Genomic DNA, 26,681 nt, shown 5'->3' with positions numbered 1-26,681 from the left:
TGGTGGGCGCCATGAGGGTGCTGATCGTGCTCGCGGTCGTAGCGGTGGCCGTGGGGGTGGCCTGGCTGGTCGGTCGCCGTCGACCCGATGCCCCCACCCAGCCGCCGGCGACCTACACGGCGCCGGGCCAGCTCGACCGCAGCGACTTCGCGGGCGGTGACCGGGAGTGGCTCGTCGCGGTGTTCACCAGCGCCACGTGCAATACGTGCGCCGAGACGCTCGCACGAGCGTCGGTGCTCGGCAGCGACGCCGTCGCCGTGTGCGAGGTGGAGGTGGGTGAGCGCCCCGACCTGCACAAGCGCTACCGGATCGAAGCGGTGCCGATCGTGGCGATCGCGGACGATCGGGGTGTGGTGCGGGAGTCGTTCATCGGCCCGGTCAGCGCCACCCACCTGTGGGGTGCGATGGCCGAGGTGCGCGAACCCGGTTCGCTACCCGACGGGTGCGACAGCCACGGTGATGGCGACGGCGTCGCGGAAGGCGGCAGCGCTCAGAGCTGAGTGTCCCCGCGTGCCACCCCACCCCCCGGCTGGAGGTGTGGAGGCAGGGGTGGGGGAGTGCTGATGGCACCGGGTGCGGGGCTGCCCTGCGCGGGGCCGGCCGTGGGTGCAGCAGTCGTACCCGTTCCCGGAGTGCTGGGGCGGGGCACATCGGGCTCGGTGCCGTTGGCGACGCGGATCAGGCGGCTGACCTCGCTGCCGGACACGGTCTCGTCTTCGAGGAGCGCCCTTGCGACCAGGTCGAGCGCTGCTCGATTGGCCTCGATCAGCTCGCGGCATGCCTCCTCGGCTTCGCGCACGATCCGATCGACCTCGTCGTCGATCACGCGCGAGGTGTCTTCTGAGTACTCGCGCATGTGGCCCATGTCGTCGCCCAGGAACACCGGGGCCGAGTTGCCGTAGGCACGCGGACCGATCTTGTCGGACATGCCGAATTCGGTGACCATCTTGTTGGCCCGCTCGGTGGACACCTGGAGGTCGTTGGCCGCTCCCGTGGAGCGTTGGCCGAACACGATGTCCTCGGCCACGCGGCCGCCCATGGCGACCACGATCGACTCCTCGAGGTACTCCTGGCTGTAGGAGTGCTTCTCCTCCTCGGGCAGCTGCTGGGTGACTCCGAGAGCCATGCCGCGCGGCAGGATGGTGACCTTGTGGACCGGGTCCGCGGTGGGCAGCAGTGCGGCGCACAGGGCGTGGCCGGCCTCGTGGTAGGCGGTCATCTCCTTCTCGTGGCCGGTCAGCACCATCGACTCGCGCTGCTGGCCCATCATCACGCGGTCGCGGGCCTCTTCGAAGTCGTGGGGCTCGACGACCTTGGAGCCACGGCGCACAGCCGTGAGAGCCGACTCGTTGACCAGGTTGGCCAGATCCGCACCGGACATGCCGGGCGTGCCACGCGACACGACTTCGAGGTCGACCCCGGGCGAGAGCTTCTTGTGGCGCACATGCACGGCGAGGATCGCCTTGCGGTCCTCGAGCTCGGGAAGTGGCACCACGACCTGGCGGTCGAAGCGGCCGGGGCGCAGCAGCGCCGGATCCAGGATGTCGGGGCGGTTGGTGGCCGCCATCATCACGACTCCCTCATGGCCCTCGAAGCCATCCATCTCCGACAGCATCTGGTTGAGGGTCTGTTCGCGCTCGTCGTGGCCACCGCCGAGGCCTGCGCCCCGCTTGCGGCCGACCGAGTCGATCTCGTCGATGAAGATGATCGCCCGGCCGTGCTTGCGGGCTGATTCGAACAGGTCGCGGACACGGCTGGCGCCGACGCCCACGAACATCTCCATGAAGTCCGAGCCGGACACGGACAGGAACGGCACACCCGCCTCACCGGCGACTGCGCGGGCGATCAGTGTCTTGCCGGTTCCCGGCGGCCCCACGAGGAGCACGCCCTTGGGGATCTTGGCGCCGATCTCGAGGAAGCGGTCGGGCTCGCGCAGGAAGTCGACCACCTCGGCGATCTCGCGCTTCACGCCTTCGTAGCCGGCGACGTCGCTGAACAGTGTGGCTGGTCTCTCGGTCGTGTAGGTCTTGGCCTTCGAGCGGCCGATGGACATCACGCCGCCCATCTGGCCCTGGGCACGGCGGTTCATCCACACGAAGAAGCCGATGATCAACAGGAACGGCAACAGCAGCGGGATCATCGAGATGAACGGGTTGGGCGTGCCCGGATTGAACTCGGTGTCGACGCCGTTGTCCTTCAGCAGCGTCTGGACGCTCTCGGGGGCCTCGAGCGGCCCGACGGTGCGGAACTGCTGGTCATCGTCGGTGGAGCCGGTGATCGTGCCATCGGCGGTGTTCCACTCGACTTCCTTGACGTTGCCGTCCTCGACCATCGTGATGAACTCGGAGTAGGTCTTCTCGGTCGACTGGCGGTCCTGGCTGAACAGGGCGCTGACCATCACGAGTGCGACCACGCCCAGCAGCAGCGGGATCAGCCATGTGGGCATCCCACCGGGGCGTGATCCGCCCTGTTCCTGGGGCGCGTTGTCTTCGGGAGGCATGCCTACAGCCTAGGGGTCGCGGGGGCCTTTGGACATCGCGCAGGACGGTCGACTGAGTGCTTCTCAGGACCCTGAGGGCGCCCTTGGGCCCGCTGCGGGTATCCACGGCCGTGTCACAGGCCACGGGTAGGTTCTTCGGCGTGAGCAGGAGCTGTGCACGTCCCGGTTGCGGCAAGAGCGCCAGCGCAACGCTGTCCTACGCCTACTCCGACAGCATTGTGGTGTTGGAGGACCTTGCCGCAGAGTCCCATCCGATGGTCCATGACCTGTGCAACATGCACGCGTCCAATGTGAGGGTACCGATGGGCTGGTCCCTGAATGACGTGCGCAACTCGATGCACGGCGACAGTCCCGGAGATGCGGGATCGCTGCGCCTCGTGGGAGCCTGATGGGGTGACCACCCCCCAACCGGTGGCTCCCCGCGGGGGCCGCCCACAACCGCAGCGCCCGTGGTGGGGCCTCGGCGATGTTGCCATCGGGATCATCGCGGCCCAGGTGTTGTCGGTCTTCGCGATCGTGCTGGCCTACGGAGCCGCGGGTTGGGACACGATCGACGACGTGCCGCTGTGGGCCAGTGCGCTGTTGCAGATCCCGCTGTGGGTCGGTCTGGGCGGCTCGGCCGCATGGGCGTCGCGCACCAAGGGCCTGGGCCTCGAGGAGGACTTCGGGCTGCGCATGCGCGCAGCCGACGCGCCGATCTGGCTCGTCGCCGGCGTGCTCTGCCAGGTGGTGCTGTTGCCGTTGCTGTACTGGCCGTTGCTGCGCCTGCTGGACAAGACCCCGGACGACCTCTCCGAACCGGCGCGGGCGCTGTCGGACCGTGCTTCGGGATCTCTCGGTTGGGTCGTGCTCGCCCTGATGGTGGTTGTCGGCGCCCCGTTCTTCGAGGAGCTGTTCTACCGGGGGCTCCTGCTGCGGTCGTTGCAGAAGCGCGACTGGCCGAGTTGGGCGGTCGTGGTCGGCTCCGCCGCGCTGTTCGCCGCCATGCACTTCCAGCCGCTCCAGTTCCCGGGACTCTTCGTGTTCGGAGTGGTGCTGGCAATGGCCACGATCTGGACCGGTCGGCTCGGGCCTGCGATCTGGGCACACGCGGGATTCAACGGCGCCACCGTGGTGTTGCTCTACCTGGCTGACTGACGCACTGGAGCAGTTCAGCGCTGTCTTCACAGGTGGCTGAGGGGCGCCGGCCTGCCGAACCACAGCTAGCGAACGTGCAACAGCTGCTCGTGGGTGATTCACCCAATCCGCGCGCCTGTCGCGCCGAACACACTGAAATCACACCTGAAACCCTCAACAGGGAGTCGGGCGGGCCGAACGGAGAGAGCCAGCCGGACGGTCCGGTCACCCAGCGGAGGTCCCCCCGATGAACACTTGTCCCAGTTGCGGAAAGGAACTGATCGAGATCGGCCTCACGGTCGACGGGCACCGCCTCTTGATGCGGTCGTGCAACACCTGCGACACACGAAGTTGGCACCGTGACGGCGAGACCGTGGAGCTCAACGGTCTGCTGACAGACCTGTCGGCCACCAAGACCCGCTACCGCCGGTCGCTGGCCAACTGACCCACCAGAGTTGTTCCGAGCCGAAGTCCGGCCCACTGCGCCGGCTACCGAGACCCGTCACGTGATCTGGTCGCGTGTCCGCAAGAACCGTGGTCGTGTTCTGTCACCACGGCGTGCAACGATGGATCGCCGTGGAAGACCAACGCACCGACGACCGGGGTGACGCGCCCGACAGCACAGCTGTCCCCGCCGGGACGGAGCCCCTGCGCACCCTGGCGGACTCCACGCACCCGGCCCGCGACTGGCTCGACTGGGCCGGGCTCATGGTGGCCATCCTGTGCGGCTTCGGGGTGTTCTTCGCCCTCAGCCCCGACCTGATCCTCTCGGATACCACGGCCACCGGCGGCGACATGGGTGCCCATGTGTGGGGCCCCGCCTACCTGCGCGACGAACTGCTGCCCAACTTCCGGCTGACCGGGTGGACGCCCGACTGGTACGCGGGATTCCCGGCCTACACCTTCTACATGGTCGTGCCGTCGCTGATCATCGTGTGGCTCGACGTGGGCCTGCCGCTGTGGGCGGGCATCCCGCTGGCCGCCGCATCGCTGGTCGGTGCCTGGTTCCTCGCCAAGCGGGTGACCACCCACCTCGCCCGGGTGATGACCTGGGTCGGCGCTGTGTTCGTGGCAGTGCTGCTGGTCGACGTTTCCTACAACATCGCCTTCAAGCTGGTGGCCGTATCGGGCCTGGTCACCCTGCCGGTGGCGGCATGGGCACTTGGCCGCGCGGCGAAGCTCACGTTCCCCGGCCCGCCCCTGCTGGCGATCGGCGCCACATTCTTCCTGTTCGACAACGGGTTCTCGATCCTCGGGGGCAACATCTTGTCGACGATGGCGGGCGAGTTCGCCTTTTCGATCTCACTCACCTTCGCCGTGCTCTACCTAGCGGTGCTGTTCAGGGGTATGCAGTCGGGCCGCGCCCGCGCCCTCGGTGCGGTGCTGTTCGCGCTCACGATCCTCAACCACCTGATCCCGGCGATCTTCATCGCGGTTGCCACGGTGGTGATGGTGCTCACCCGCCGCGAAGACCGCACACCCTGGTGGGACAAGGACCGCCGGGGGCGCACGTTCGGCACCCTGCTCGTGGGCTTCACGGTTCTGATGCTCGTATTCGCCCCGCAGGGCTTCCCGTTCTTCGCCACCCTCGTTGCGCTCGCGATGCTCGTCAACTGGGACCAGCGGGCATTCCGCTACGCGGTGGTCGTGGCGCCGGTCGGCTTCCTGCTCGCCGCCTTCTGGTTCGTGCCCTTCTTCCTCAACCGCGCCTTCCTCAACGACATGGGGTGGGAGAAGTACGTCAACTACGCGGAATACCTGTGGCCCCAGGCCGAGCAGTTCGACATGGCCAACCGCAACCTGTGGTTCGTACTGGCAGCGGTGGGCATGGTCCTGTCGCTGGTGCACCGGGTACGCATCGGCTGGTTCCTAACACTGACCCTCGTGGCCTACGGCTGGCTGTTCGTGTTCGCGCCCCAGTGGCGGCTGTGGAACGCCCGCCTGCTGCCCTTCTACTACCTGTGCCTCTACCTGCTTGCGGCGCTCGGTGCGGCACTGGTGATCCGGGCGCTCGCGATCGTGGTGGGCGACCTGATGGGCTCGCGCTACGAACCGTGGGCCGTCTCCGCGGTGGCAACCCTCGTGGTCGGCACGGTGTCGCTGGTGTACGTGGCCGGGTCGCTTCAGAGCCTGCCCGGCGGTGAGATCGCCCAGTTCGAAAAGGAAGACGGCACAGTGATCTCCGCCTACAAGTGGGGCCCCTGGCGCTTCGAGGACCTCAACAACGCATCCAACTGGGCCCGCTACAACTTCGCCGGGCTGGAAGACCCGGCGAAGGCCTACGACGAGTACACCGCCATGATCTCGATGATGGAGGAGGTCGGCGTAGACAACGGCTGTGGCCGCGTGATGTGGGAGTACGAGTCCGAGCTCAACCGCTTCGGCACCCCGATGGCCCCGATGCTGCTGCCGTACTTCACCGACGGATGCCTCGGCTCGATGGAAGGCCTGTACTTCGAGGCGTCATCGAGCACGCCGTTCCACTTCATCAACCAGTCGGAGTTGTCGCCCAACCCCTCATCGGCCCAGCGTGACCTGCCGTACCCCGGATGGAACATGCAGCAGGGCATCGAGCACCTCCAGCTCATGGGTGTGCGCTACTACCTTGCCGCCAGCCCCCAGGCGGTCAACGAGGCGCGCGCGAATCCCGACCTCACGGAGATCGCATCCACCGAGGAGTTCCCGCAGCCCTCCGGTGAGGGGCGCACCTGGACGGTGTTCGAGGTGGCTGATGCCGACCCGGTCGTGCCACTGCAGAACCTGCCGGTCGTGCTCACGCCGGAAGACGACCACATCGACGGCTGGGTCTACGGCGAACGTGCGGAAGCCACCGAAGAGGTGCCCAACCCGCCGAAGGCGTCCGGCCCGGCGATCGACTGGTACCTCGATCCGACCCGCTGGGACACCCCGCTGGCGACATCCGGGCCCGATGACTGGCCCCGCATCGACCGTGAAGACGCCGCCAACGCTCCGTCGGAGCCTGCACCGTCACAGGATGTCGAGGTCACCGACTACAGCGAGACCAACGACTCGATCTCCTTCACCGTTTCCGAGACCGGCTCGCCGGTGCTCGTGCGCACGTCGTACTTCCCCAACTGGAATGCCTCCGGTGCTGAGGGTCCGTGGCGCGTGTCGCCCAACTTCATGGTGGTTGTGCCCACCGACAACGAAGTCACCCTCACCTACGGCCACACGAAGGTCGACTGGCTGGCCTGGCTGATGACGATCGTGGGTGTCGTGCTCACCGTCGGTCTCGCCCGTGCCGACCAGCGCCGAGAGGAAGCCGAGGCTGCCCTGCTCGGCCCCGGCGAAGCCGTCGATGACAACCCCGAGGACCCCGACGGCTACGGCGACGCGGCCGGCCATGACGAGGACCTCGTGGGGTCGGCCGTTGGAGGCGACCCGGTTCCGGGCGACGCGCCGGAGCCGACCCCCGACGAGTGAACCTGCTCCGCCGCGTCCTGCTCATCGGGGTCATATCGACCCTGTTGGACGTGGGTGGCCTGTTGTTGCTGGTCGAGGTGTTCGACTGGCACGTGGTGCCGGCCAACGCCCTCGCCGTCGCCGTTGCCACAGTCGTGTCGTTCGTGCTGCACGCCTTGCGCACCGGCCATTCGGGTGCCCCCTGGCGTCGGTGGTTCACCAGCCCGGGCGCCTACTGGAGCACCGCGGCAGCGGCGCTGGTGGCCGACGTGGTCGTGCTCTGGGCCCTCGTGGAGCTCCTGGACCCGGGGTGGTGGCTTCCGCTCGCGATCCTGAAGTTCGTGTCGCTGGGTGTCGCCTTCGTGATCCGCAGCTCCAACTACCGCAACCTGATGTTCCGGGCGGTGCGCGAGGACCAGGCCTCCCCGGCAATGCGCGAGCCTTCCGCCGGTGACGTGCGCCTGTCAGTCGTGGTGCCGGCCTATTGCGAGGCAGACCGCATCGGCGGGACCGTGGAGCGGATCCGCTCCGAACTGGCCGACGTGGCCTCCGACGGCGGCCTCGAGGTAGTGGTCGTCGATGACGGTTCAATCGACGACACCGCGGAGGCCGCCCGCTCAGCCGGTGCCGACACGGTCGTGAGCTACCAGCCCAACAAGGGCAAGGGTGCAGCGGTGCGCGAGGGAATGCTGGTGGCCACCGGGCGTACGGTGGCCTTCACCGATGCCGACCTGTCGTACTCGCCGAGCCAGATCCACGGCCTGCTCGACGCCGTCGAGGGTGGCTGGGATGTGGTGGTGGGAAGTCGCAAGCACACCAACACGATGACGGTGGTGCGGGCCGGGCGGCTGCGCGAGTTCGGCGGTCGGATTGTCAACGTGTTCACCGGCGTCGTGCTCCTGGGCCGCTACCGCGACACCCAGTGCGGCCTCAAGGCCTTCCGGGGCGATGTCAGCCGCCTCCTTTTCTCCCACGCAGTGGTGGACGGCTTCGCGTTCGATGTGGAGCTGTTCCACCTCGTGGAGAGGTACCGGCTGACCCTCACCGAGGTGCCCGTGGAGGTCGAGAACTCAGAGCGGTCCACGGTGCACGTGGCCCGCGACACGAGCCGGCTGATGCGTGACCTGGCCAAGATCCGCAACACATCGCGCGTGGGAGGCTATGACGCCGGGGTGCTCGAGTTGCCCCCGGCACGCCAGTCCTGACCCTGTGCTCTGCAGGTCGTCGCATGGCTGCAGGAGCCCGGTGGGCGCGCCGCTAGGGTGCGATGCATGTCGCGACTCGATGACATCTTCAAGGCATACGACGTGCGGGGCACCACGCCCGACCAGCTCGACGACGAACTCGCCCGGGCGATCGGAGTTGGCTTCGCCACCTTCTGCACCGAGGAGGCCGAGGGCCGTTCTGACACGGTCGGGCGGCTCCTCGTGGCGCGCGACATGCGTCCCTCGGGTGTGGGTCTGGTCGACGCGTTCGCAGCAGGGGTCAACTCCGCGGGGATCGACGTGGTCGACCTCGGTCTCGCCTCCACCGACATGCTCTACTTCGCCGCAGGCCACCTCGACGCACCCGGTGCCATGTTCACCGCGTCGCACAACCCTGCCGGCTACAACGGCGCCAAGTTCTGCCTGTCCGGTGCCCGGCCGGTCGGCGAGGACACCGGCCTCGACCGCATCAAGGAAGTCGCCGAGGCGTCGCTCGCAGGCGAGGTCGACGAGTCCGCCACACCGGGCAGCCGCAGCTCGCAGGACTTGCTCGGTGAATTCGCCGCCCACGTTCGTTCGTTCGTCGATGTCGACCGCCTGGCCCCGCTCAAGGTGATCGCAGACACGGCCAACGGGATGGGCGGGCTCGTGGTGCCGGCAGTGTTCGACGGCCTCGAACCGAGCCTCGAGGTCATGTACGGCGAGCTCGACGGCACGTTCCCCAACCACCCCGCGGATCCGATCCAGCCGGAGAACACCGCCGACCTGCGCGAACGGGTAGTTGCGGAGGGCGCCGACATCGGTCTGGCATTCGACGGCGACGCAGACCGGGTGTTCCTCGTCGACGAGCGCGGCGAGGGGCTTTCGGGTTCCGCCACCACGGCGATCATCGCCGCGGGAATCCTCGAGTCGCACCCCGGCGAGACGGTGATCCACAACCTGATCTGCTCCAAGACCGTGCCCGAGGTGGTCATCGAGGGGGGCGGCACGCCCGTACGCACCCGCGTGGGCCACTCGTTCATCAAGGAGGTGATGGCCGAGACCGGGGCGATCTTCGGCGGCGAACACTCGGCGCACTACTACTTCCGTGACAACTTCCGGGCCGATTCGGGGCTGATCGCGTCGCTCGTCGTGCTCGAGCAGATGTCCGCCAGCGGCAAGCCGCTGTCGGAGCTGCGCAAGCCGTTCGAGCGGTATGCGGCATCGGGTGAGATCAACACCCGGGTGGACGACACAGCAGCCGTCATCGATCGGGTCGCCACCCACTACGCGGCACAAGGCCACGCCGAGGACCGCACCGACGGCCTCACAGTGGATGCCGGCGACTGGTGGTTCAACCTGCGCCCGTCCAACACCGAGCCGCTGCTGCGCCTCAACCTCGAGGCCGCCGATGAGGCTGCCTGCGCCGCTCGGGTCGCAGAAGTGCAGTCGGTCATGGCAGGCTGAACGGCGATGAGCAACGAAACCACGGGTGCCTCCGACGCACTCGACCCCCGTCTGCTGGAGATCCTCGCTTGCCCTGAGGACAAGGGCCCGCTGCTGTACTTCGAGGACGAGTCGGCCCTGTACAACCCGCGCCTCAAGCGCCGGTACCCCGTTCGCGACGGCATCCCTGTGATGCTGCTGGACGAGGCCGTGTCGGTGGACGACAGCGAGGACGCCCGGCTCGCAGCCAAGGCGGAGGCCGAGGGCATAGAGCCGACCTTCCAGGCGGACTGAGCCGGGAGGCGCCATGCCTGCAGACCTGCACGAGGCTGACAGCCTCGACATGTTCGGCGCCACGTTCGCGCTGCCGGACCAGATCGAACACGCCGCCGCGGTGGCCGCCGATGTCGACGGCCTGCCCTCGGGCGACGGCGCAACCGCGGCCATCGTGATGGGGATGGGTGGAAGCGGAATCGGTGGTGACGTGGCCGCGGCCGTGGCCGCTCCCGACGCCGCCGTGCCGGTGCTCGTGTCGAAGCACTACGAGTGCCCCGCATGGGTCGGGCCCGACACGGTGGTGCTCGCCAGCTCGTTCTCCGGCAACACCGAGGAGACCGTGGCTGCGGCCACCGCGGCAGCGGAGGCCGGTGCGCGCATGGTCGTGATGGCCTCCGGTGGCGAGCTCGCACGCCTGGCCGACGAGTGGGGCGCACCGCTGGTGCAGTTCGACCCGGCGATCCCTATGCCCCGCGCAGGCATCGGAGCCGTGTCTGTGTCACCGCTGGTGGTGCTGGCGCGCATGGGATTGCTGCCCGACGTCACACCGCAGGTCGAGGCCGCCGTGTCCCAGCTGCGCAAACGCGCATCCAAGCTGGAAGGCGACGACAACGCCGCTGTCGGCCTGGCCCGCCAGATCGGCCGCACGATGCCGCTGGTGTACGGCGGGGGAGTGCTCGGTGAGGCTGCCGCATGGCGCTGGAAGGGCCAATTCAACGAGAACCCCAAGGTTCCGAGCTGGCCCAACCGCCTGCCCGAGCTGACCCACAACGAGATCGCCGGTTGGGCGGTGAACGGTGACGTGACCCGACAGGTATTCACCCTGTTGTTGTTGCGCCACGACTTCGAGCACCCTCAGGTCGGCCGGCGCTTCGAGATCGTGGCCGAGGTGTGCGACGAGGTCGTGGCCGACGTGATCTCGGTTCAGGCCGAGGGTGAGGGACCGCTGGCGCAGTTCATGGACCTGACGCTGTTCGGAGACGTGGCGACTCTCCACCTGGCGATCGACCTCGGCGTCGACCCGGGGCCCATCCCGCTGCTCGACGACATCAAGGCCCGCCTCAAGTCCTGAGGGCTGACCACTGGTTCGCTCGGTCGCTTTGTTGGTGCTCAATCACGCTATGCGTGATTGAGCACCAACAAAGGGCCGCAAAACGACCCAGGCCCGGCAGGGCCGCGTGTTGCGGCACCGCCGGGCCCGTCAGGGATCGGGTTGGTCAGCCGTTGTCTCCGACGCAGCCCTTGTCGAGGATCTCGGGGTCGATGCCGGCGCTGGCCGAGCCACACGGGTCCTGGCCCGGGACTTCCCACTTGCCGTCGACCGACTCGAGGATGATGCCGTTGCCATTCGAGAGCGACACACCGGCGAAGCCGTCGGAGCAGATGTACGAGCTGGCGGTGTCACCCGAGGGCAGGCCCGCAGCGATGGCGGTGCCGGTGCACGGAGCCGTGCCACCCGAGGGGGTGGTGGTCGTCGTCGACGACGTCGGCGTCGATCCGTCACAGACCTTCGTGCCGGCATCAACGGCCTTGGTGAGCGCTTCCTGGGTCTTGGAGCCGACCTCGCCGTCGGGTGTCAGGCCCTCGGCCTTCTGGAATGCCACGATCGCAGCATCGGTCTCGGGACCGACGATCCCGTCATCCGCGCCGGTGTAGCAGCCGACGTCCTTCAGTTCCTGCTGGATCTCCTCGTTGTACTTCTTGGTCTGGGCGCTCTCGCCGCCGCCCGAACCGCCGGAAGCCTCAGAGGTCGTGGTGGTTTCGTCGCTGTCGTCGCTGGAGCACGCTCCGGCCAACAGCATGAGCGCCGCTGCCGTCGCGACGATTGCCTGCATGCGCGGGCGTGTGATCTTATTCATCTGAGGGTCCTCTCCTGGGTGGAAGGGGTCGGGAATGGTTGTGCGAGACAAACTACGGGCCTCGGCGCCGCCGGAGGCCAATGCCTGCTGAGACGGCTGCGCGGTTGTGGGGGATGATAGTTGTGCGTGCAGACAGCCATCACCCGCGAGACGGCCACCGCTGGTGGCCAGGAGCCTATCGAGCCCCTCCGGCACATCGGCGCGCTCGATGGGCTGCGTGGCGTGGCCGTGGCCGTCGTGCTGGCCTACCACGGCGATGTCGCCTGGTTCGGGGGTGGGTTCCTCGGCGTGTCGATGTTCTTCACATTGTCGGGCTTCCTCATCACGTCGCTGCTGCTGCGCGAGTGGGCAGGCGGGGGTTCGGTGGACCTGCGCAGGTTCTGGTCGAGGCGGTTCCGGCGGCTCCTGCCGGCGTCGTGGATGACGATGGCAGCGGTGCTGGCGCTGGCCATGGTCGGGGTGTGGACCGCTTCCCAGCTGCGGTCCCTGCGCCTCGACGTGCCCTTTGCGATCGCGGAGTTGTTCAACTGGCACCTGATCGCGCAGGGCACCTCGTACGGGGCTTCCGTATCGGCGCCCTCCCCACTCCAGCACTTCTGGAGCCTTGCGGTGGAGCAGCAGTTCTATGTGGTGCTGCCCCTCGTGGTGCTCGGCGCGCTGACGCTGGCCAATCGGGGAGCGGGCGCCCGGCTCCGCAATCCGCTTGTGGCGGTGGGCGTGGTGCTCGGCGCGCTCGCCCTGGCTTCTGCGGCCGCCAACTGGCACTTCGCCCGGGTGTCGGTGGACCGCGCATACCTCGGAACCGACACGCGGGCAGCCGAGATGCTCGTGGGTGCTGTCCTGGCCGCCGCGACGACGCGGAAGCTGCGGGTAGCCAGCGCGCGGGCGCGGCGTGCCCTGGCGGCGTGCGCCGCCGTCGCCCTCACTGCGCTCGTGATCCTCGTGCACACGGCGACGGTGTCGGCCACGTGGCTGTACCCGTGGGGACTGCTGCTCACGGCGGCCGCCACGGCCACGGTGGTCCTGGCAGCGTCGCAGGAAGGGTTGCTGGCGGCCGGGCTGTCCGTGGCACCGCTGGTCGGCCTGGGTCGCATCAGCTACGGCGTGTACCTGATCCACTGGCCGGTGTTCCTCTGGCTTACACCCGCTCGCACCGGCCTCGACGGCTGGCTGCTGCTGGCCGTCCGCTTGACGATCACACTCGGCGCGGCCTGGGTCTCGTTCCGGATGCTCGAGCGGCCGGTGCGGTTGGGATCCCTTTTCTCGACCAGGACGGTCGGCCGGGTACTTCCCGCTGCCGCAGTGTGCCTCGTCGTCACAGCACTGCTCGTTTCCGCCAGCGCCCCGGCACAGCCCGCCTGGCAGCGCGCCTCGGACGAGCGACCCATCGAGGTGGTCGAGCCGCCGTCACCTCCGACGAGCATTGCCGAATCGCCATCCCCGGATCCCCCGACGACGGTCCCGGGCAGAGTTCCGGCACCGCAGCCGACGACTACATCGCCCCCTGCGGTTCCGGCATCCCGAGTGCTGTTCGTGGGGGACTCCATCGCCCGCAGCCTCCAGGATGACTTCGGCGATGTACTCGGATCGCTCGGCGTCGCCTTTGCCGGAGCGTCATCGCCCGGATGTGGCCTGGTCACCGGCTTCCCCACCGACGAGGAGGGCCGGGTGGCGCAGATGACGAGCGCTTGTGACGCCGCGATCCCGCGCCGCCAGCTCGAGGGCGTGTCGGCCGCCTCGCCCGACCTGGTCGTTGCAATGTCGAGCTGGGAGATGACCAACCGGCAGGTCGACGGCACCTGGTATCCGTTCGGCACACCCGGGTTCGACGCGGTCATGACAGGGCTCTACGGCGAGGCGGTCGACCGTTTGGCTTCGGGGGGAGCGCGGGTCGCCCTGGTGCTGTTGCCCGACGTGGTCGAGGGCGCCGAGCAGCCAGTCGGCGCCCAGGAGGTGGAGCGGAACCGACACCTCAACGCTCTGCTGGAGGCCGTCGCCGCGGCCGACCCGAGGGTGCTCACCGTCGACCTCTCCTCGAGGGTGTGCCCGGCCGACCCGTGCCCCCAGGTCGTCGACGGGCTCGAACTGCGGGCGCTCGATGGTCGCCACTTCGATGATCCCGCGGCGTCGCGCCGTGTGGCCGAGTGGCTGGCGGCTGATGTGATGGCGCTCGACCTCGCGCCCTGACGGTGCGCGACGGCTCCCGGCGCCGAGGCAGGGTCAGTCGTCGAGGTGGCCCAGCACCGCCGCGCTGAAAGCGCCGGGAGCCTCGATGGTGGGGTAGTGCCCCACGCCTTCCAGGACCGTCAGGCCGGCATCCGTGCGACGCTGCGCGAGCTTGTGCGCCATTGCGACCACCGCGATGGGGTCGAGCTCGCCCCACACGATCGACAGCGGCGAGGGGTGGTTCTCGATTGCACCGGTGAAGCGTTCCTCGTTGTCGCGCCGGTCGCTCAGGTAGCGGATCAGCCTCGGCAACAGGAGCGCTCCCTCGTCGTGGCAGATTGACTCGGCCGCGGCCAGCAGTTCTTCGGGGCCGGGGTTGGAGGTCGGTGTTCCTTGGGGAGCCATGGTCTCGCGCAGGCTCACGGCGAGTTGTTCGGCGGACGGACCGATCTCGGCGGACAGCTTGGCATCGGCAGCCGACCAGAGCATGTGCTGGGCGTCGGTGAGTTGGGCCATGTCGAGGTAGATCGACCCGTTGGTGAGGATGCGGTGCCGGATTCTCACGGCCTTGCCGTCGACGGTGAGTTCACCCGCCATGTCACGGGCGAGTAGTTCGCCACCGACTGTGTCACCCATGTCGTGGGTGATCAGGTCGAATTCCCGAAGACCGGTCTGTTCGAGCACGCCGGCGGTCGCATCGGCGGCGCTGGCGATGCCATAGGGGCGGTCGTGCTTTGAGGACAGTCCGAAACCCGGCAGGTCGAACAGCACCACCCGGCGGCGAGCTGACAGCTGGGGGAGTACGGGCGCCCAGTCAACCGACGACGTGGGGAAACCGTGGATCACGAGCAGCGGCGCGGCATCGGTACGCTCTGCCGCGGGCGTGTCGACCACGAAGACGCTGTCGTCGCCGACGGGCACCCTGTCGCCGCGCTGGCTCCACTCGTCGAGATTCATCGGGCAAGCCTCGCGCGGCCTCCGGGCACCGAATGCGTATCTGGGCCACAATCGTCGCGGCAGCTACAATTCCTGGAGCTTCGCGGGCTGCCCTGTACCCGGTGTCAGACGACCCCAGCCCGTTCTGCCATCCAACACGTCTGACCCGCGCTTGCCCGCGCAGGAGGAGTAACCATGTCCCTCACCGACTACAAGGTCGCCGACCTGTCGCTCGCCCCGCTCGGGCGCAAGCAGATCCAGCTCGCCGAGCACGAGATGCCCGGCCTCATGGCCATCCGCGCCGAATACGCGGATGCGCAGCCCCTGGAAGGCGCCCGCATCACCGGTTCGCTGCACATGACCGTGCAGACCGCTGTACTCATCGAGACCCTCACCGTGCTCGGCGCCGATGTGCGCTGGGCCAGCTGCAACATCTTCTCCACCCAGGACGAGGCCGCAGCCGCGATTGCGGTCGGCCCCAACGGCACCGTCGATGACCCCCAGGGCGTCCCCGTGTTCGCATGGAAGGGCGAGACCCTCGAGGAGTACTGGTGGTGCACCGAGCAGGCACTGCGCTGGGACGACGGCACCGCCGGCCCCAACATGATCCTCGACGATGGCGGCGACGCCACGATGCTCGTGCACAAGGGTGCCGAGTACGAGGCTGCCGGCGAGGTCCCCGACGCCACCGACGACGACCCGGAGGAATGGCACGTGTTCCTCGACCTTCTGCGTCGCTCGCTGCCTGAGGACGGCAACCGCTGGACCGCCATCGGTGCCGGCATCCTCGGCGTCACCGAGGAAACCACCACCGGTGTGCACCGTCTGTACCAGATGTTCGAAGCCGACCAGCTGCTGTTCCCGGCGATCAACGTCAATGACGCGACAACCAAGTCGAAGTTCGACAACCTCTACGGCTGCCGCCACAGCCTCGTGGACGGCATCAACCGGGCCACCGACGTCATGCTCGGCGGCAAGACCGCCGTGGTGTGCGGCTACGGCGACGTCGGCAAGGGCTGTGCCCAGTCACTGCGCGGCCAGGGCGCCCGCGTGATCGTCACCGAGATCGACCCGATCTGTGCCCTGCAGGCCGCCATGGAGGGCTACGAAGTGGCCCGCCTGGAAGACGTGATCAGCACGGCGGACGTGTTCATCACCGCCACCGGCAACAAGGACATCATCACTGCGGAGCACATGGGCGCCATGAAGCACCAGGCGATCGTGGGCAACATCGGCCACTTCGACAACGAGATCGACATGGCCGGCATCCTCAGGATGAGCGACGTGACCCGCGTCGAGATCAAGCCTCAGACAGACGAGTTCGTGTTCCCCGACGGCCACTCGGTGATCGTGCTGGCCGAGGGCCGGCTGCTCAACCTCGGTTGCGCGACGGGCCATCCGAGCTTCGTGATGAGCTGCTCGTTCTCGAACCAGGTGCTCGCCCAGATCGAGCTGTTCTCCAAGAACGGGAACTACCCGACCGGCGTCTACGTGCTGCCCAAGCAGCTCGACGAGATGGTCGCCCGCTTCCACCTCGACTCGCTCGGGGTACGGCTCACAGAGCTGTCGCCGGAGCAGGCCGACTACCTCGGCATCCCGGTCGAGGGCCCCTACAAGCCCGAGCACTACCGCTACTGAGCGGCCTCGGTCGCCTCCTCGTCGTTCTGTTGGTGCTGGATTGCGCAATGCGTGATCCAGCACCAACAGAGCACTCTGCCCACGACAGGGCGCTGCGGTAGGTTGCGCCGATGGAAGAACTGACGGGCAAGACAGGCGTGATCACCGGTGCGGCATCCGGCATCGGCAGGGCGATGGCGGTCGCGTTCGCTGCGGAGGGCATGCACCTGGCTCTGGCGGACATCGAGCCCGGGCCCTTGGAGGACACAGCCGAGATGGTGCGCTCCGAAGGCGTCAACGCGATTGCGGTCGCCACCGACGTGAGTGACGGCACCCAGGTGGAGGCCCTGGCGGAACGCACCATCGGCGAGTTCGGCGAACTACACCTCGCATGCAACAACGCCGGTGTTTCCGGCGGTGGCCTCACGTGGGAGATCGACATAGACACCTGGAACTGGGTGCTCGGAGTGAACCTCTACGGAGTCATCCACGGTCTTCGCAGCTTCACCCCGAGGATCATCGAGTCCGGTGGCGGGCACATCGTCAACACCGCGTCGATGGCCGGGCTCACCTCGCCGCCGGGAATGTCGCCCTACAACGTCTCCAAGCATGCTGTGGTCACGCTGTCCGAGTCGATGTCGGTGGAGCTCGAGATGACCCACCCCGAGGTCGGTATCTCGGTGCTGTGCCCCGGTTGGGTGCGAACCCGGATCCACGAGGCCGACCGCAACCGGCCGTTGGATCCGGCCGCCGTGGAGGATGATCAGCCGGAACTGGAGGGGATGCGCGACCTCGTGGCCGGCCTCATCGAGGGTGGTCTCGATCCCGCCGCGGTGGCGGCACAGGTTGTGAGCGCGGTCAAGGAGCGCCGCAGCTGGGTGTTCACACACCCCGACTGGATGGAGATGGCCACCGGCCGCACCGAACGCATCGTGGCCGGTGAGGCACCGTCGGTCTCCTTCCTGCCGGGAACGATGGGCAACTGACGCTTCAGCGCATTTGCGCGAACTGCTCCAGCAGCGAGTCCAGCGCCTCGAGTCGCCGGGCGCCGACCCCGATCACGAAGTCGGGCACGATCAGTTCGTCGACTCCAACCGCGTCGTATTCTGCCGCAGCCTCGGCGATCTGTTCGGGCCTTCCGGCCAGGGCGGCCCTGGGTGCCATCGACTTCACGAACGACGAGGCTGCCTCGTCGTCCTCGGTGAGCAGCACCAGCGCCTGGGTCGACCTGGCGATGGACGCGGGGTCGCGGCCGACCGGCTCGCACGCGGCCTCGAGCACGGCGGTGCGTTCGGCGATGGCACCGGGAAGCCCCCACATGTTCCATTCATCCGCGTAGCGCGCCGCGATGCCGATCATGCGGTCACCCTTGGCTCCGACGAGCAGTGGCAGGGGCGACTGCGCGGGCTTGGGCTCGCAGACCGCGCCGGTCATCTTGAACCAGTCGCCGTCGAAATCGGTCACGGCCTCGCACAGCAGTGACCTCGTCACCTCACACGTCTCGGCGAAGCGGGCTACCCGGGCGCGCAGCGGCGGCAGGTGGATGCCGTACTGGGCGTGTTCGTTCACCTGCCAGCCCGCCCCCAGCCCGAGCACCAGTCGGCCGCCGCTGAGCTGGTCGACAGAAGCGGCCCAGTTGGCGAGGACTGCCGGGTGCCGGTAGGTGGTGCCGAACACGAGAGAGCCGAGCCGTACGTCGGTGGTCGCCGTGGCCAGTGCGGCCAGCAACGCCGTGGCCTCGAGCACCGGCGCGTCGACCGCTCCGAACCCACCGTCGTCGCCCATGAAGTGATCTGACACGTAGACGCCGTCCCACCCGGTCGAGTCGGCGTGTCGGGCGACCTCGAGGAAGTCGGCAACGGGCTGGGCGGGGCTGGGCCACACGGAGAAGCGCATGGCCAGAACCTACGCCGGGTGCGGCGCGGCTCGGATAGGTTTCGGCATTCATCCAGTAGTCGGGGAGGTCGGCTGACATGGCGCTGTCGGGAAGTGTGAGCGGCATCGACCACATCGTGGTCAACGCACCGGACCCCCTGGTACTAGTCGACTGGTACGTGGACAAGCTCGGGCTGAGGGCCGAACGGGTGGAGGAGTTCCGGCGTGGCGAGGTGTTCTTTCCGTCGGTACGCATCGACGACACCACGATCATCGATGTGTTCCCCACCGAGCGCACCGGTGAGAACCTCAACCACTTCTGCCTTGTGGTCGAAGGAGGCGACGTTGCGGCGATCGCTCAGGATCCCGACTTCGAGGTGGTGGACGGGCCCGACCGCCGTTGGGGAGCCCGCGGTGACGGCCTGTCGGTCTACGTGCTCGATCCGTTGGGCAACACCGTGGAGTTGCGCAGCTACGAAGCTTGACGGCCCGCGGTCCGGTCACCTCGCGATCGGGCTCGTGCGAGCGCGACAGCGATGACCTCGGTGGAGCCGGCGGCGCGCAGTGCAGCCGCCGCAGCGGACATCGTGGCACCGGAAGTGACCACGTCGTCCACCACCATCACCCGCGGCGGTACGGCGACGGTGGCCACGAATCGAACTCCATCCACGCGCTGTGCCCGTGACGCTCCTTCGAGGGCGCCCGAGCGGCGCTGCAGCAGCCGGCCACAGCCTGCGCCGAGCCGCCGGGCCAGTTCCCGCGCCACCAGTTCCGATTGGTCGTAGCCCCGGGACCGCCGCCGTTGTGCTGTGGTGGGCGCCCATGTGACCGCCAGGGGCCGGGACCGTTCGCCGGCGAGCCGGACGGTGGGTGCGACGCCGGTCGCGAGGGCCCCGGCCACAAGCGGGATCGCCACGCGCCGGTTGGCCCGCTTCAGCGCCAGCACCAGGTCGCGGCCCGCCCCTTCGTAGTCGCACAGGGCGATCAGGTGGTCCACTCCGGGCGGGAGTGGCATCTCGGGAGGGGGCCGGAAGCTCGCGCCGCAGCTCGAGCAGAGCGGCCCGGCTGCGGTGTCGCACAGTACGCAACGGGGCGGAAACAGCATGTCGAGCACGCCGGCGAGGCTACGGCCCGCCCGTGACATCGCTCAGGGGTCGCCGATCTGCGGTGAATGGCAGCGCCCGACCCTCTGTAGAGTGGTCTGGCTATGGGTTTCATGGATCGACTGCTGAAGGCTGGCGAGGGAAAGAAGGTCCGCGCCCTGAAGGACCTGTGCCCCGACATCGGGGCGCTCGAGCCCGAGATCCAGGCTCTTTCGGACCAGGACCTGGCCCGCAAGACGGTGGAGTTCCGCGAGCGCCTCGACCGTGGCGAGGAACTCGACGACCTGCTCATCGAGGCCTTCGCCGTGGTGCGCGAGGCGGCCACCCGCGAGATCGGCCAGCGCCACTACGACGTGCAGCTGATGGGCGGAGCGGCCCTTCACTTCGGCTGGGTCGCCGAGATGAAGACCGGCGAGGGCAAGACCCTCGTCTCCACGCTGCCCTGCTACCTCAACGGCCTGACCGGCGACGGCATGCACGTCATCACGGTCAACGACTACCTGGCCACCCGTGACGCCGAGTGGATGGGCCAGATCCACCGCCGCCTCGGCCTGAGCGTCGGTCTCGTGCTACCCCGCAACGACCCGGCTTCGTACAAGCGGGAGCAGTACGCGTGTGACATCACCTACGGCACCAACAACGAGTTCGGCTTCGACTACCTGCGCGACAACATGGCGATGTCGATGGAGGAGAAGGTCCAGCGCGGGCACTCCTACGCGATCGTCGACGAGGTCGACTCGATCCTCATCGACGAGGCCCGCACCCCACTGATCATCTCCGGCAAGGTCGGCGACGCAGCGAAGCTCTACTACAAGTTCGCCGCCGTGGCCCGCGGCCTCACCAAGGACGTCGACTACGAGGTCGACGACGAGAAGAAGATCGTGTTCCCCCTGCCGCCGGGCATCGAGAAGGTCGAAAAGGAACTCGGCGTCGAGAACCTCTACGACGACGTCGCCACGAGCCTCGTTCACCAGCTCAACGTGGCCATCAAGGCCAAGGAGCTGTACCGCCGCGACACCGAGTACCTGGTCGCCGATGGCGAGGTGAAGATCGTCGACGAGTTCACCGGTCGCGTGCTCGAAGGGCGCCGCTGGTCAGAGGGCCTCCACCAGGCCGTCGAGGCCAAGGAAGGCGTGAAGATCAAGGAGGAGAACCAGACCCTCGCCACGGTCACCCTCCAGAACTACTTCCGCATGTACGACAAGCTCGCCGGCATGACCGGCACCGCGGTCACCGAAGCCGCCGAGCTGATGGGCACATACAACCTTCAGGTCGTGCCGATCCCGACGCACCGCCCGATCGCCCGCGACGACCAGCCGGACCTGATCTACCGAACCGAAGACGCCAAGTTCAACGCGGTCGCCGACGACATCGAGGAGCGGTCCTCCACCGGCCAGCCGGTGCTCGTGGGCACGACCTCCGTGGAGAAGTCCGAGAAGCTGTCGCGTGTGCTCGAGAAACGCGGCATCGAACACCACGTGCTCAACGCGAAGCAGCACACCAAGGAAGCCGAGGTGGTCACCCAGGCCGGCAAGACCGGCGCCGTCACCGTGGCCACCAACATGGCGGGCCGTGGTGTCGACATCCTGCTCGGCGGCAACCCCGAGGGCCTCGCTGAGGCCGAGATCAACGCCCTGACCGCAATGGGCGAGTTCGAGGGCGACGACGTCGGCGACGGCGCCGATGACGGCATCGTCGACGAGTCCGGATTCACTCCGGCCCAGAGGAAGCGGTACGAGTCGCTCGTCGAGAGCTACACCGCCAGGTGCAAGGAAGAAGGCGGGAAGGTCCTCGAGCGGGGTGGCCTGTACGTGCTCGGCACGGAGCGCCATGAGTCGCGCCGGATCGACAACCAGCTACGTGGCCGCTCCGGACGACAGGGCGATCCGGGAGCCAGCCGCTTCTACCTGAGCCTCGAAGACGACCTCATGCGCTGGTTCGCCACCGGCGCCATCGAGTGGGTGATGGGCAAGGGCTGGGACGACGAGGTGCCGATCGAGGCGAAGATGGTCACCCGCGCCATCGAGAAGGCGCAGAACACCGTCGAGGCCCGCAACGGCGAGATCCGCAAGAACGTCCTCAAGTACGACGAGGTGCCCAACGAGCAGCGCAAGGTTATCTATGCGCGGCGTGACGAGGTGCTGGCCGGATCCGACCTGCGGGACGAGACGCTCGAATCGCTCGCAGCGGTGGTCGACGACCTGCTCGAGACCCACTGCGAATCGGACTACTCCGAGGAATGGGATCTCGAAGCGCTCCTGGCCGACACGGCTACCTACTGGCCGACCGAACTCGACGAGTCAGCGGTTGCCGGCGCGGCCAGCTCCGATGAGATCTACGACGTTCTCATGGCCGATGGCACTTCGCATTACGAGGCGCGCGAGGCCGAGTTCGGCGAGGACAACATGCGTCAGATCGAGCGCCAGGTGATGCTCCGGGTGATCGACGCGCGCTGGCGTGAGCACCTCAAGGAGATGGACCACCTCCGCGACGGCATCAACCTTCGTGCGCTCGGCCAGAAGGACCCGCTGTCGGAGTGGCAGCGCGAGGCCTATGACATGTTCGGCCAGCTGATGGACACGGTGAACCGCGAATACGTGCAGTACGTGATGCGGGTGCAGCTGTCCGAGCAACCCGAGACTCCGAAGGTCGCTCCCCAGAAGTTCGACTACACCGCGCCCACCAACCCGGTACAGGGCGCCGGCGCCGCGGCGCAGCCAGCGGCGGTCGGAGCCGCTGCATCGGCGGGCGCTACACAGGTCGCCTCCGACGCCGGACCGGCACAGGTGCAGGCCGACCAGCCCCAGGGGGCCCAGCAGCCCGTGGTGAAGACCGAGTGGGAGAAGACTCCGCGCAACGCGCCCTGCCCGTGTGGCAGTGGCAAGAAGTACAAGCAGTGCCACGGCAAGAACTAGCCGGAGCGGGGCTCTGAGCATGCAGGATTTCACCCCCCGCACGAGCGCGCGCGAGGAGCGCCTCGCCGAGGCCCGGGGCTACCTGTGCGTCGACGAGCTCGTGGCCCGTCGGCCCCAGCTCGAGGCTGAGCTCGGTCGCCCCGACTTGTGGGACGACGCCGATGCAGCCCAGGCGCTGCAGCGCGAGTTCGCGGAGCTGGGCGACGACATCGAGTTGTTCGAGGGCATGCAGTCAAGGCTCGAGGACGTGCAGACGCTCGCAGAGCTGGCCCGCGAGGAGGGCGACGAGTCCCTGGAGGCCGAGATCGAAGCCGACCTCGCATCACTCGAGTCCGACTTCGACTCGCTCGAGCTGCGTGCGCTGTTCACCGGCGACTACGACGACCTCGACGCGATCGTCGAGGTCAATTCCGGCGCCGGGGGAGTGGACGCGCAGGACTGGGCCGAGATGCTGCTGCGCATGTACATCCGCTGGGCCGAGCGACGTGGCTTCGACCTCGAGCTCGACAGCGTCAACGAGGGTGGCGAGGCGGGCATCAGCTCCGCGGAGTTCATCATGAAGGGGCGCAACGCCTACGGCTGGCTCCGTAGCGAACACGGCATCCACCGGCTCGTGCGCATTTCGCCGTTCGACAACAACGCCCGTCGCCAGACCAGCTTCGCGTCGGTCAAGGTCACGCCGCTGTTCGACGACGTCGACGACGTCGACATCGACGAGAAGGACCTGCGCATCGACGTCTACAGGTCCTCCGGCGCGGGTGGCCAGCACGTCAACGTGACCGACTCGGCGGTGCGAATCACCCACCTGCCGACCGGCATCGTGACGTCCTGCCAGAACGAGCGGTCCCAGCACCAGAACAAGGACCGTGCCATGACGATGCTCAAGGCGAAGCTGCTCGAAGCGGAGCGGCGCAAGCAGGCGGAGAAGGTCGCCGAGATCACTGGTGAGGATTCGGCGGTCGACTTCGGCAGCCAGGACCGCAACTACGTGCTGCAGCCGTACCAGCAGGTCAAGGACCTGCGGTCGGGTCTGGAGTTGTCGAACCCCGACGAGGTGCTCGACGGCGACCTCGACGACCTCATGGAGTCATACCTGCAGTGGATGCGCTCGCGTGGGGCCGCCACCTGAGAGTATGGGCGGCAACTGAGAAGTTGCTGTGATGATCCGCGACCGATGGGGCGTGGGCTGTCACACTTCCGTAACATGACCCTTCCCCGCAGCCGGGCCTGTCTGGCCCGCAACTGCCGCCAACCCCCCGGGATCAGTTCGTGATCAAGCTCGACGACGTGACCAAGGTCTACAAGGGCGAACACGTCGCCCTTCGCGACGCCTCGGTCGACATTGCCAAGGGCGAGTTCGTGTTCCTTGTCGGCCCCTCTGGCTCCGGCAAGTCCACATTCCTTCGTCTGCTCAACCGCGAGGAGCGTCCCGAGAAGGGCGACATCTTCGTGGCTGGCAAGGACATCGGCCGCCTCTCCAACCACAAGGTGCCCGACCTGCGCCGCAACGTGGGCTCGATCTTCCAGGACTTCAAGCTGCTGCCCACCAAGAGTGTCTACGAAAACGTGGCATTCGCCCTCGAGGCGATTGGCCGCCCCCGTGGCGCCATCAAGGAGTCGGTGCCCCAGATCCTCGACCTGGTGGGCCTCGCCTCCAAGGCGAAGAACATGCCCGATGAGCTCTCCGGTGGTGAGCAGCAGCGTGTGTCGATCGCCCGGGCGTTCGTCAACCGGCCGCTGATCCTGCTGGCGGACGAGCCCACCGGCAACCTCGACCCCGCTACATCCGTCGGCATCATGAAGCTGCTCGACCGGATCAACCGCACAGGCACGACCGTGGTGATGGCGACCCATGACCGCGGCATCGTCGACACGATGCGGCGAAGGGTGATCGAGTTGGACGACGGCCGAATCGTGCGCGACCAGGTTCGCGGCGTGTACGAGTGAGGTCGGGATGGCAGTAAGGCTCGACTACGTGGCGCGGGAGACGGGTTCCAACCTCGCGCGCAACTTCACGCTCACGTTCGCAGCGATCCTCACCGTGGCTGTGTCACTCACGATGGTGGCGGCCAGCTACCTGATCGGCCAGGGAATCAACAACAGCTTCCTCGGGCTGCGCTCCGAACAGCGCCTCTTCGTCTACATGAATCCGAGCGCCACCGAGGAGCAGACGGATGCGGTCGCCGGGGCCCTCGACGACAGTGGCCAGGTCGATGATGTGGTGTTCTTCGACCGCGACCGCACCTTCGAGGAGTTCCAGACGCTGTTCCGCGACCAGCCGGATCTGGTCAACTCGGTGAACGCCGAAGACCTGCCCACGAGCTTCCGGATCAAACCGGAGTCGACCGACGCCGAAGTGGTGTCGTCGCTCGGCGACTCGCTGGCCACGCTCGAGGGCGTCAAGCAGGTGCAGTACGCAGCCGAGTACGCGCGCGACATCCAGCGGTCGGTCACCACGCTCAACACATGGGTGCGCTTCGTGGGCGTGATCCTGATCGCCGCGTCGGTGCTGCTGATCTTCAACACCATCCGCACGGCGGTCTTCGCGCGCCGTCGCGAGATCGAGGTGCAACGCCTGGTGGGTGCGCGCAACTGGTTCATCCGCATGCCGTTCATCGCCGAGGGCCTCGTGCACGGCCTGTTGGGCGCAGTCCTGGCTGCCGGCGGAGCACTGGCTTTCGACGCGCTGTGGAAGCGGAATTTCGTGGAGCAGGTGTCCTTCGAGCTGCTCAACGAGATCCGTTGGGACAGCGGGGATGTGATGATGTCGATCGTGATCGTTTTCGTCATCGGTGCCATCACCGGCGCCGTGGGCTCAGGCATCGCGGTCAGCCGCTTCCTGCGCATCTGACCCCTATTTCACAGCGCCGGCCGCGCTCGGTACCGTTTTGTGATGGCTGGGGCGATAGTCGGGCGGAAGTCGAGATCGCGGGCACGCACGCTGGCGTGGCTGGGCGCGTTGTTGGGGCTGATGATGCTCACCGCTGCATGCCTTCCGGCGCAGCCGTCGGCTGGCCGCGGCACACCGGTGAAGCGGGTACTGATCATCGGCGACTCGATCGCGCACGGTCTGTTCGGCACGACGCCGAAGGTGCATTCACGACTCACGGCGGCGCTTGCCGATCGTGGCGTGGCGCTGCGCATCGATGGGTATCCCGGTGAGAACCCGATCGACACCTGGCCGTCCAACAGCACCGGCTGGCTGGACCGGATGCGCGCACAGATCGCCGCGTTCGATCCCGACATGGTGATCGTGCAGTCGATGCTTTTCCCTGATCCGGACAATCCGGCAAGGCGCGAGCTCTACCTCGGCGGCACTCGGGCATTGCTCGACATCGCCGGCTCCAGGGGCGCCCATGTCTACTTGGTGAACCACCCGATCCCGCCCGGAGCGCAGGAAGCGCATGCGCGAGCTGTTGCACAGTCGCTGCAGGCACAGGCAGCGGCCGGTCGCGGCATCTCCACGATTCCGCTCGACTACTGGCTGGGCAGCTGTGACCGACCGTACGTTTCCGACGGCTGGCACCTGAGCGCCAACGGCCAGGCGTGCCACACCCTCGCCATGGTTGCCGCAGTCGACCAACTCCGCGGCCAGAACGGCTGACAAGACGTCGATCTCGGCGGCGAGATGATGCGATCCGGGGAGACAGCGGGGGCGAGTCGTGAGAGAATCTGCGGATGGTCGCCGTCAACTCCACGATGTTGGAGCTGGGCACCGCCGCTCCCCACTTCGATCTTCCTGATCCCAGCGGTGGGACCTGCTCCCTTGCCGATGCCTCCGGCGGCCGACCGTTGCTGGTGGCGTTCGTGTGCAACCACTGCCCATACGTGCGCCACCTGGGGCCCACCTTCGGCAGGGTGGCCCAGCAACTCGACGGGTTGGGGGTGTCGGTCGTGGCGATCAACAGCAACGACGTGGAGCATTATCCCGAGGACGGTCCTGAGGAGATGGTGCTCATGGCCAAACGGTGGGGCTGGGACTTCCCGTACCTGTTTGACGAGGACCAGTCCGTAGCCAAGGCCTACAGGGCTGCCTGCACGCCCGACCTGTTCCTGTTCGACGCGGATCTGAGGTTGGCCTACCGCGGTCAGTTCGACGGCTCACGTCCCCGCAACGACGAACCGGTCGACGGGGCCGACGTCCTCGCCGCCGGCGAGGCAATTGCCGCGGGTCGCCCGGCCCCCGAACCGCAGGTGCCGTCAATCGGCTGCAACATCAAGTGGCGCGCCGGCAACGAGCCCGACTGGTTCAGCTGAGCACCGCC

Annotated in this window: 24 protein-coding genes; 19 read left to right on the top strand and 5 right to left on the bottom strand. The window is 67.7% G+C overall.

All coding sequences use genetic code 11. The features are described from left to right. Nucleotides 1-11 precede the first annotated feature (11 nt). Nucleotides 12-500 carry a hypothetical protein gene (locus GY812_10285; protein MCP4435863.1) on the top strand — a complete coding sequence of 163 codons (489 nt, stop codon included), beginning with the start codon at nucleotides 12-14 and terminating at the stop codon, nucleotides 498-500. On the opposite strand, the gene hflB is transcribed toward GY812_10285, so the two are convergent. After that, nucleotides 491-2,500 (bottom strand): ATP-dependent zinc metalloprotease FtsH, encoded by a 2,010-nt coding sequence (gene hflB / locus GY812_10280; protein ID MCP4435862.1) that lies wholly within the window; start codon nucleotides 2,498-2,500, stop codon nucleotides 491-493. The two genes, GY812_10285 and hflB, sit on opposite strands and share 10 nt — an antisense overlap. Nucleotides 2,501-2,640: 140 nt before the next feature. Between hflB and GY812_10275 the strand changes: the two genes are divergently transcribed. The 8 genes from GY812_10275 (at nucleotide 2,641) to GY812_10240 (ending at nucleotide 11,017) form a co-directional block, all read left to right on the top strand. Continuing rightward, nucleotides 2,641-2,889 (top strand): DUF3499 family protein, encoded by a 249-nt coding sequence (locus GY812_10275; protein ID MCP4435861.1) that lies wholly within the window; start codon nucleotides 2,641-2,643, stop codon nucleotides 2,887-2,889. A 4-nt stretch (nucleotides 2,890-2,893) separates the two neighbouring features. Further along, on the top strand, nucleotides 2,894-3,637 hold the full coding sequence (locus tag GY812_10270) for a CPBP family intramembrane metalloprotease (protein ID MCP4435860.1): 744 nt from the start codon (nucleotides 2,894-2,896) through the stop codon (nucleotides 3,635-3,637). Nucleotides 3,638-3,863: 226 nt separating this feature from the next. Beyond that, nucleotides 3,864-4,061 carry a hypothetical protein gene (locus GY812_10265; GenBank protein MCP4435859.1) on the top strand — a complete coding sequence of 66 codons (198 nt, stop codon included), beginning with the start codon at nucleotides 3,864-3,866 and terminating at the stop codon, nucleotides 4,059-4,061. Nucleotides 4,062-4,135: 74 nt separating this feature from the next. Beyond that, nucleotides 4,136-7,060 carry a hypothetical protein gene (locus GY812_10260; protein ID MCP4435858.1) on the top strand — a complete coding sequence of 975 codons (2,925 nt, stop codon included), beginning with the start codon at nucleotides 4,136-4,138 and terminating at the stop codon, nucleotides 7,058-7,060. Beyond that, complete coding sequence (locus GY812_10255) at nucleotides 7,057-8,244, top strand: glycosyltransferase (protein MCP4435857.1); 1,188 nt, start codon at nucleotides 7,057-7,059, stop codon at nucleotides 8,242-8,244. The genes GY812_10260 and GY812_10255 overlap by 4 nt, the downstream gene beginning before the upstream one ends. Nucleotides 8,245-8,310: 66 nt before the next feature. Further along, complete coding sequence (gene manB / locus GY812_10250; protein ID MCP4435856.1) at nucleotides 8,311-9,690, top strand: phosphomannomutase/phosphoglucomutase; 1,380 nt, start codon at nucleotides 8,311-8,313, stop codon at nucleotides 9,688-9,690. Nucleotides 9,691-9,696: 6 nt separating this feature from the next. Continuing rightward, entirely contained in the window at nucleotides 9,697-9,963 is a 267-nt protein-coding gene (locus GY812_10245) for a Trm112 family protein (protein MCP4435855.1), read from the top strand. Nucleotides 9,964-9,976: 13 nt separating this feature from the next. Continuing rightward, entirely contained in the window at nucleotides 9,977-11,017 is a 1,041-nt protein-coding gene (locus tag GY812_10240; protein MCP4435854.1) for a bifunctional phosphoglucose/phosphomannose isomerase, read from the top strand. A 145-nt stretch (nucleotides 11,018-11,162) separates the two neighbouring features. On the opposite strand, the gene GY812_10235 is transcribed toward GY812_10240, so the two are convergent. After that, a complete protein-coding gene (locus tag GY812_10235; protein ID MCP4435853.1) occupies nucleotides 11,163-11,804 on the bottom strand; it encodes a peptidoglycan-binding protein in 642 nt (213 codons plus the stop codon). Between the two features lie 126 nt (nucleotides 11,805-11,930). Between GY812_10235 and GY812_10230 the strand changes: the two genes are divergently transcribed. Beyond that, on the top strand, nucleotides 11,931-13,991 hold the full coding sequence (locus GY812_10230; GenBank protein ID MCP4435852.1) for an acyltransferase family protein: 2,061 nt from the start codon (nucleotides 11,931-11,933) through the stop codon (nucleotides 13,989-13,991). Nucleotides 13,992-14,024: 33 nt separating this feature from the next. Here the strand turns inward: GY812_10230 and GY812_10225 are convergent, their stop codons facing one another. Next, nucleotides 14,025-14,927: an alpha/beta hydrolase gene (locus GY812_10225; GenBank protein MCP4435851.1), complete on the bottom strand. Its 903-nt coding sequence runs from the start codon at nucleotides 14,925-14,927 to the stop codon at nucleotides 14,025-14,027. A gap of 174 nt (nucleotides 14,928-15,101) precedes the next feature. On the opposite strand from GY812_10225, the gene GY812_10220 reads away from it, so the two are divergent. Together GY812_10220 and GY812_10215 are read left to right on the top strand one after the other, a co-directional pair. Beyond that, nucleotides 15,102-16,544, top strand: a complete 1,443-nt coding sequence (locus GY812_10220) for an adenosylhomocysteinase (GenBank protein MCP4435850.1) — start codon at nucleotides 15,102-15,104, stop codon at nucleotides 16,542-16,544. Nucleotides 16,545-16,654: 110 nt separating this feature from the next. Next, on the top strand, nucleotides 16,655-17,509 hold the full coding sequence (locus GY812_10215) for an SDR family NAD(P)-dependent oxidoreductase (GenBank protein ID MCP4435849.1): 855 nt from the start codon (nucleotides 16,655-16,657) through the stop codon (nucleotides 17,507-17,509). Nucleotides 17,510-17,513: 4 nt separating this feature from the next. On the opposite strand, the gene GY812_10210 is transcribed toward GY812_10215, so the two are convergent. Next, nucleotides 17,514-18,419, bottom strand: coding sequence for an LLM class flavin-dependent oxidoreductase (locus GY812_10210; protein MCP4435848.1), 906 nt, complete (start codon nucleotides 18,417-18,419; stop codon nucleotides 17,514-17,516). A 77-nt stretch (nucleotides 18,420-18,496) separates the two neighbouring features. Between GY812_10210 and GY812_10205 the strand changes: the two genes are divergently transcribed. After that, nucleotides 18,497-18,883, top strand: a complete 387-nt coding sequence (locus tag GY812_10205; protein ID MCP4435847.1) for a VOC family virulence protein — start codon at nucleotides 18,497-18,499, stop codon at nucleotides 18,881-18,883. Here GY812_10205 and GY812_10200 read toward each other — a convergent pair. After that, nucleotides 18,871-19,512 (bottom strand): ComF family protein, encoded by a 642-nt coding sequence (locus GY812_10200; protein ID MCP4435846.1) that lies wholly within the window; start codon nucleotides 19,510-19,512, stop codon nucleotides 18,871-18,873. The two genes, GY812_10205 and GY812_10200, sit on opposite strands and share 13 nt — an antisense overlap. Before the next feature lie 93 nt (nucleotides 19,513-19,605). Between GY812_10200 and secA the strand changes: the two genes are divergently transcribed. The 6 genes from secA (at nucleotide 19,606) to GY812_10170 (ending at nucleotide 26,673) form a co-directional block, all read left to right on the top strand. Then, nucleotides 19,606-22,416 (top strand): preprotein translocase subunit SecA, encoded by a 2,811-nt coding sequence (gene secA / locus GY812_10195; protein ID MCP4435845.1) that lies wholly within the window; start codon nucleotides 19,606-19,608, stop codon nucleotides 22,414-22,416. Nucleotides 22,417-22,435: 19 nt separating this feature from the next. Continuing rightward, nucleotides 22,436-23,545, top strand: a complete 1,110-nt coding sequence (locus GY812_10190; GenBank protein ID MCP4435844.1) for a peptide chain release factor 2 — start codon at nucleotides 22,436-22,438, stop codon at nucleotides 23,543-23,545. Nucleotides 23,546-23,685: 140 nt separating this feature from the next. Then, on the top strand, nucleotides 23,686-24,363 hold the full coding sequence (gene ftsE / locus GY812_10185) for a cell division ATP-binding protein FtsE (protein MCP4435843.1): 678 nt from the start codon (nucleotides 23,686-23,688) through the stop codon (nucleotides 24,361-24,363). A 7-nt stretch (nucleotides 24,364-24,370) separates the two neighbouring features. Continuing rightward, nucleotides 24,371-25,267 carry an ABC transporter permease gene (locus GY812_10180; GenBank protein ID MCP4435842.1) on the top strand — a complete coding sequence of 299 codons (897 nt, stop codon included), beginning with the start codon at nucleotides 24,371-24,373 and terminating at the stop codon, nucleotides 25,265-25,267. Nucleotides 25,268-25,309: 42 nt separating this feature from the next. After that, nucleotides 25,310-26,020 carry a hypothetical protein gene (locus tag GY812_10175; protein ID MCP4435841.1) on the top strand — a complete coding sequence of 237 codons (711 nt, stop codon included), beginning with the start codon at nucleotides 25,310-25,312 and terminating at the stop codon, nucleotides 26,018-26,020. A 74-nt stretch (nucleotides 26,021-26,094) separates the two neighbouring features. Then, nucleotides 26,095-26,673: a thioredoxin family protein gene (locus GY812_10170; protein ID MCP4435840.1), complete on the top strand. Its 579-nt coding sequence runs from the start codon at nucleotides 26,095-26,097 to the stop codon at nucleotides 26,671-26,673. Nucleotides 26,674-26,681: the final 8 nt, after the last annotated feature.

The organism is Actinomycetes bacterium (assembly GCA_024222295.1).
Classification (GTDB): Bacteria; Actinomycetota; Acidimicrobiia; order Acidimicrobiales; family Microtrichaceae; genus JAAEPF01.
This window is presented reverse-complemented; position numbering and strand designations above follow the sequence as displayed.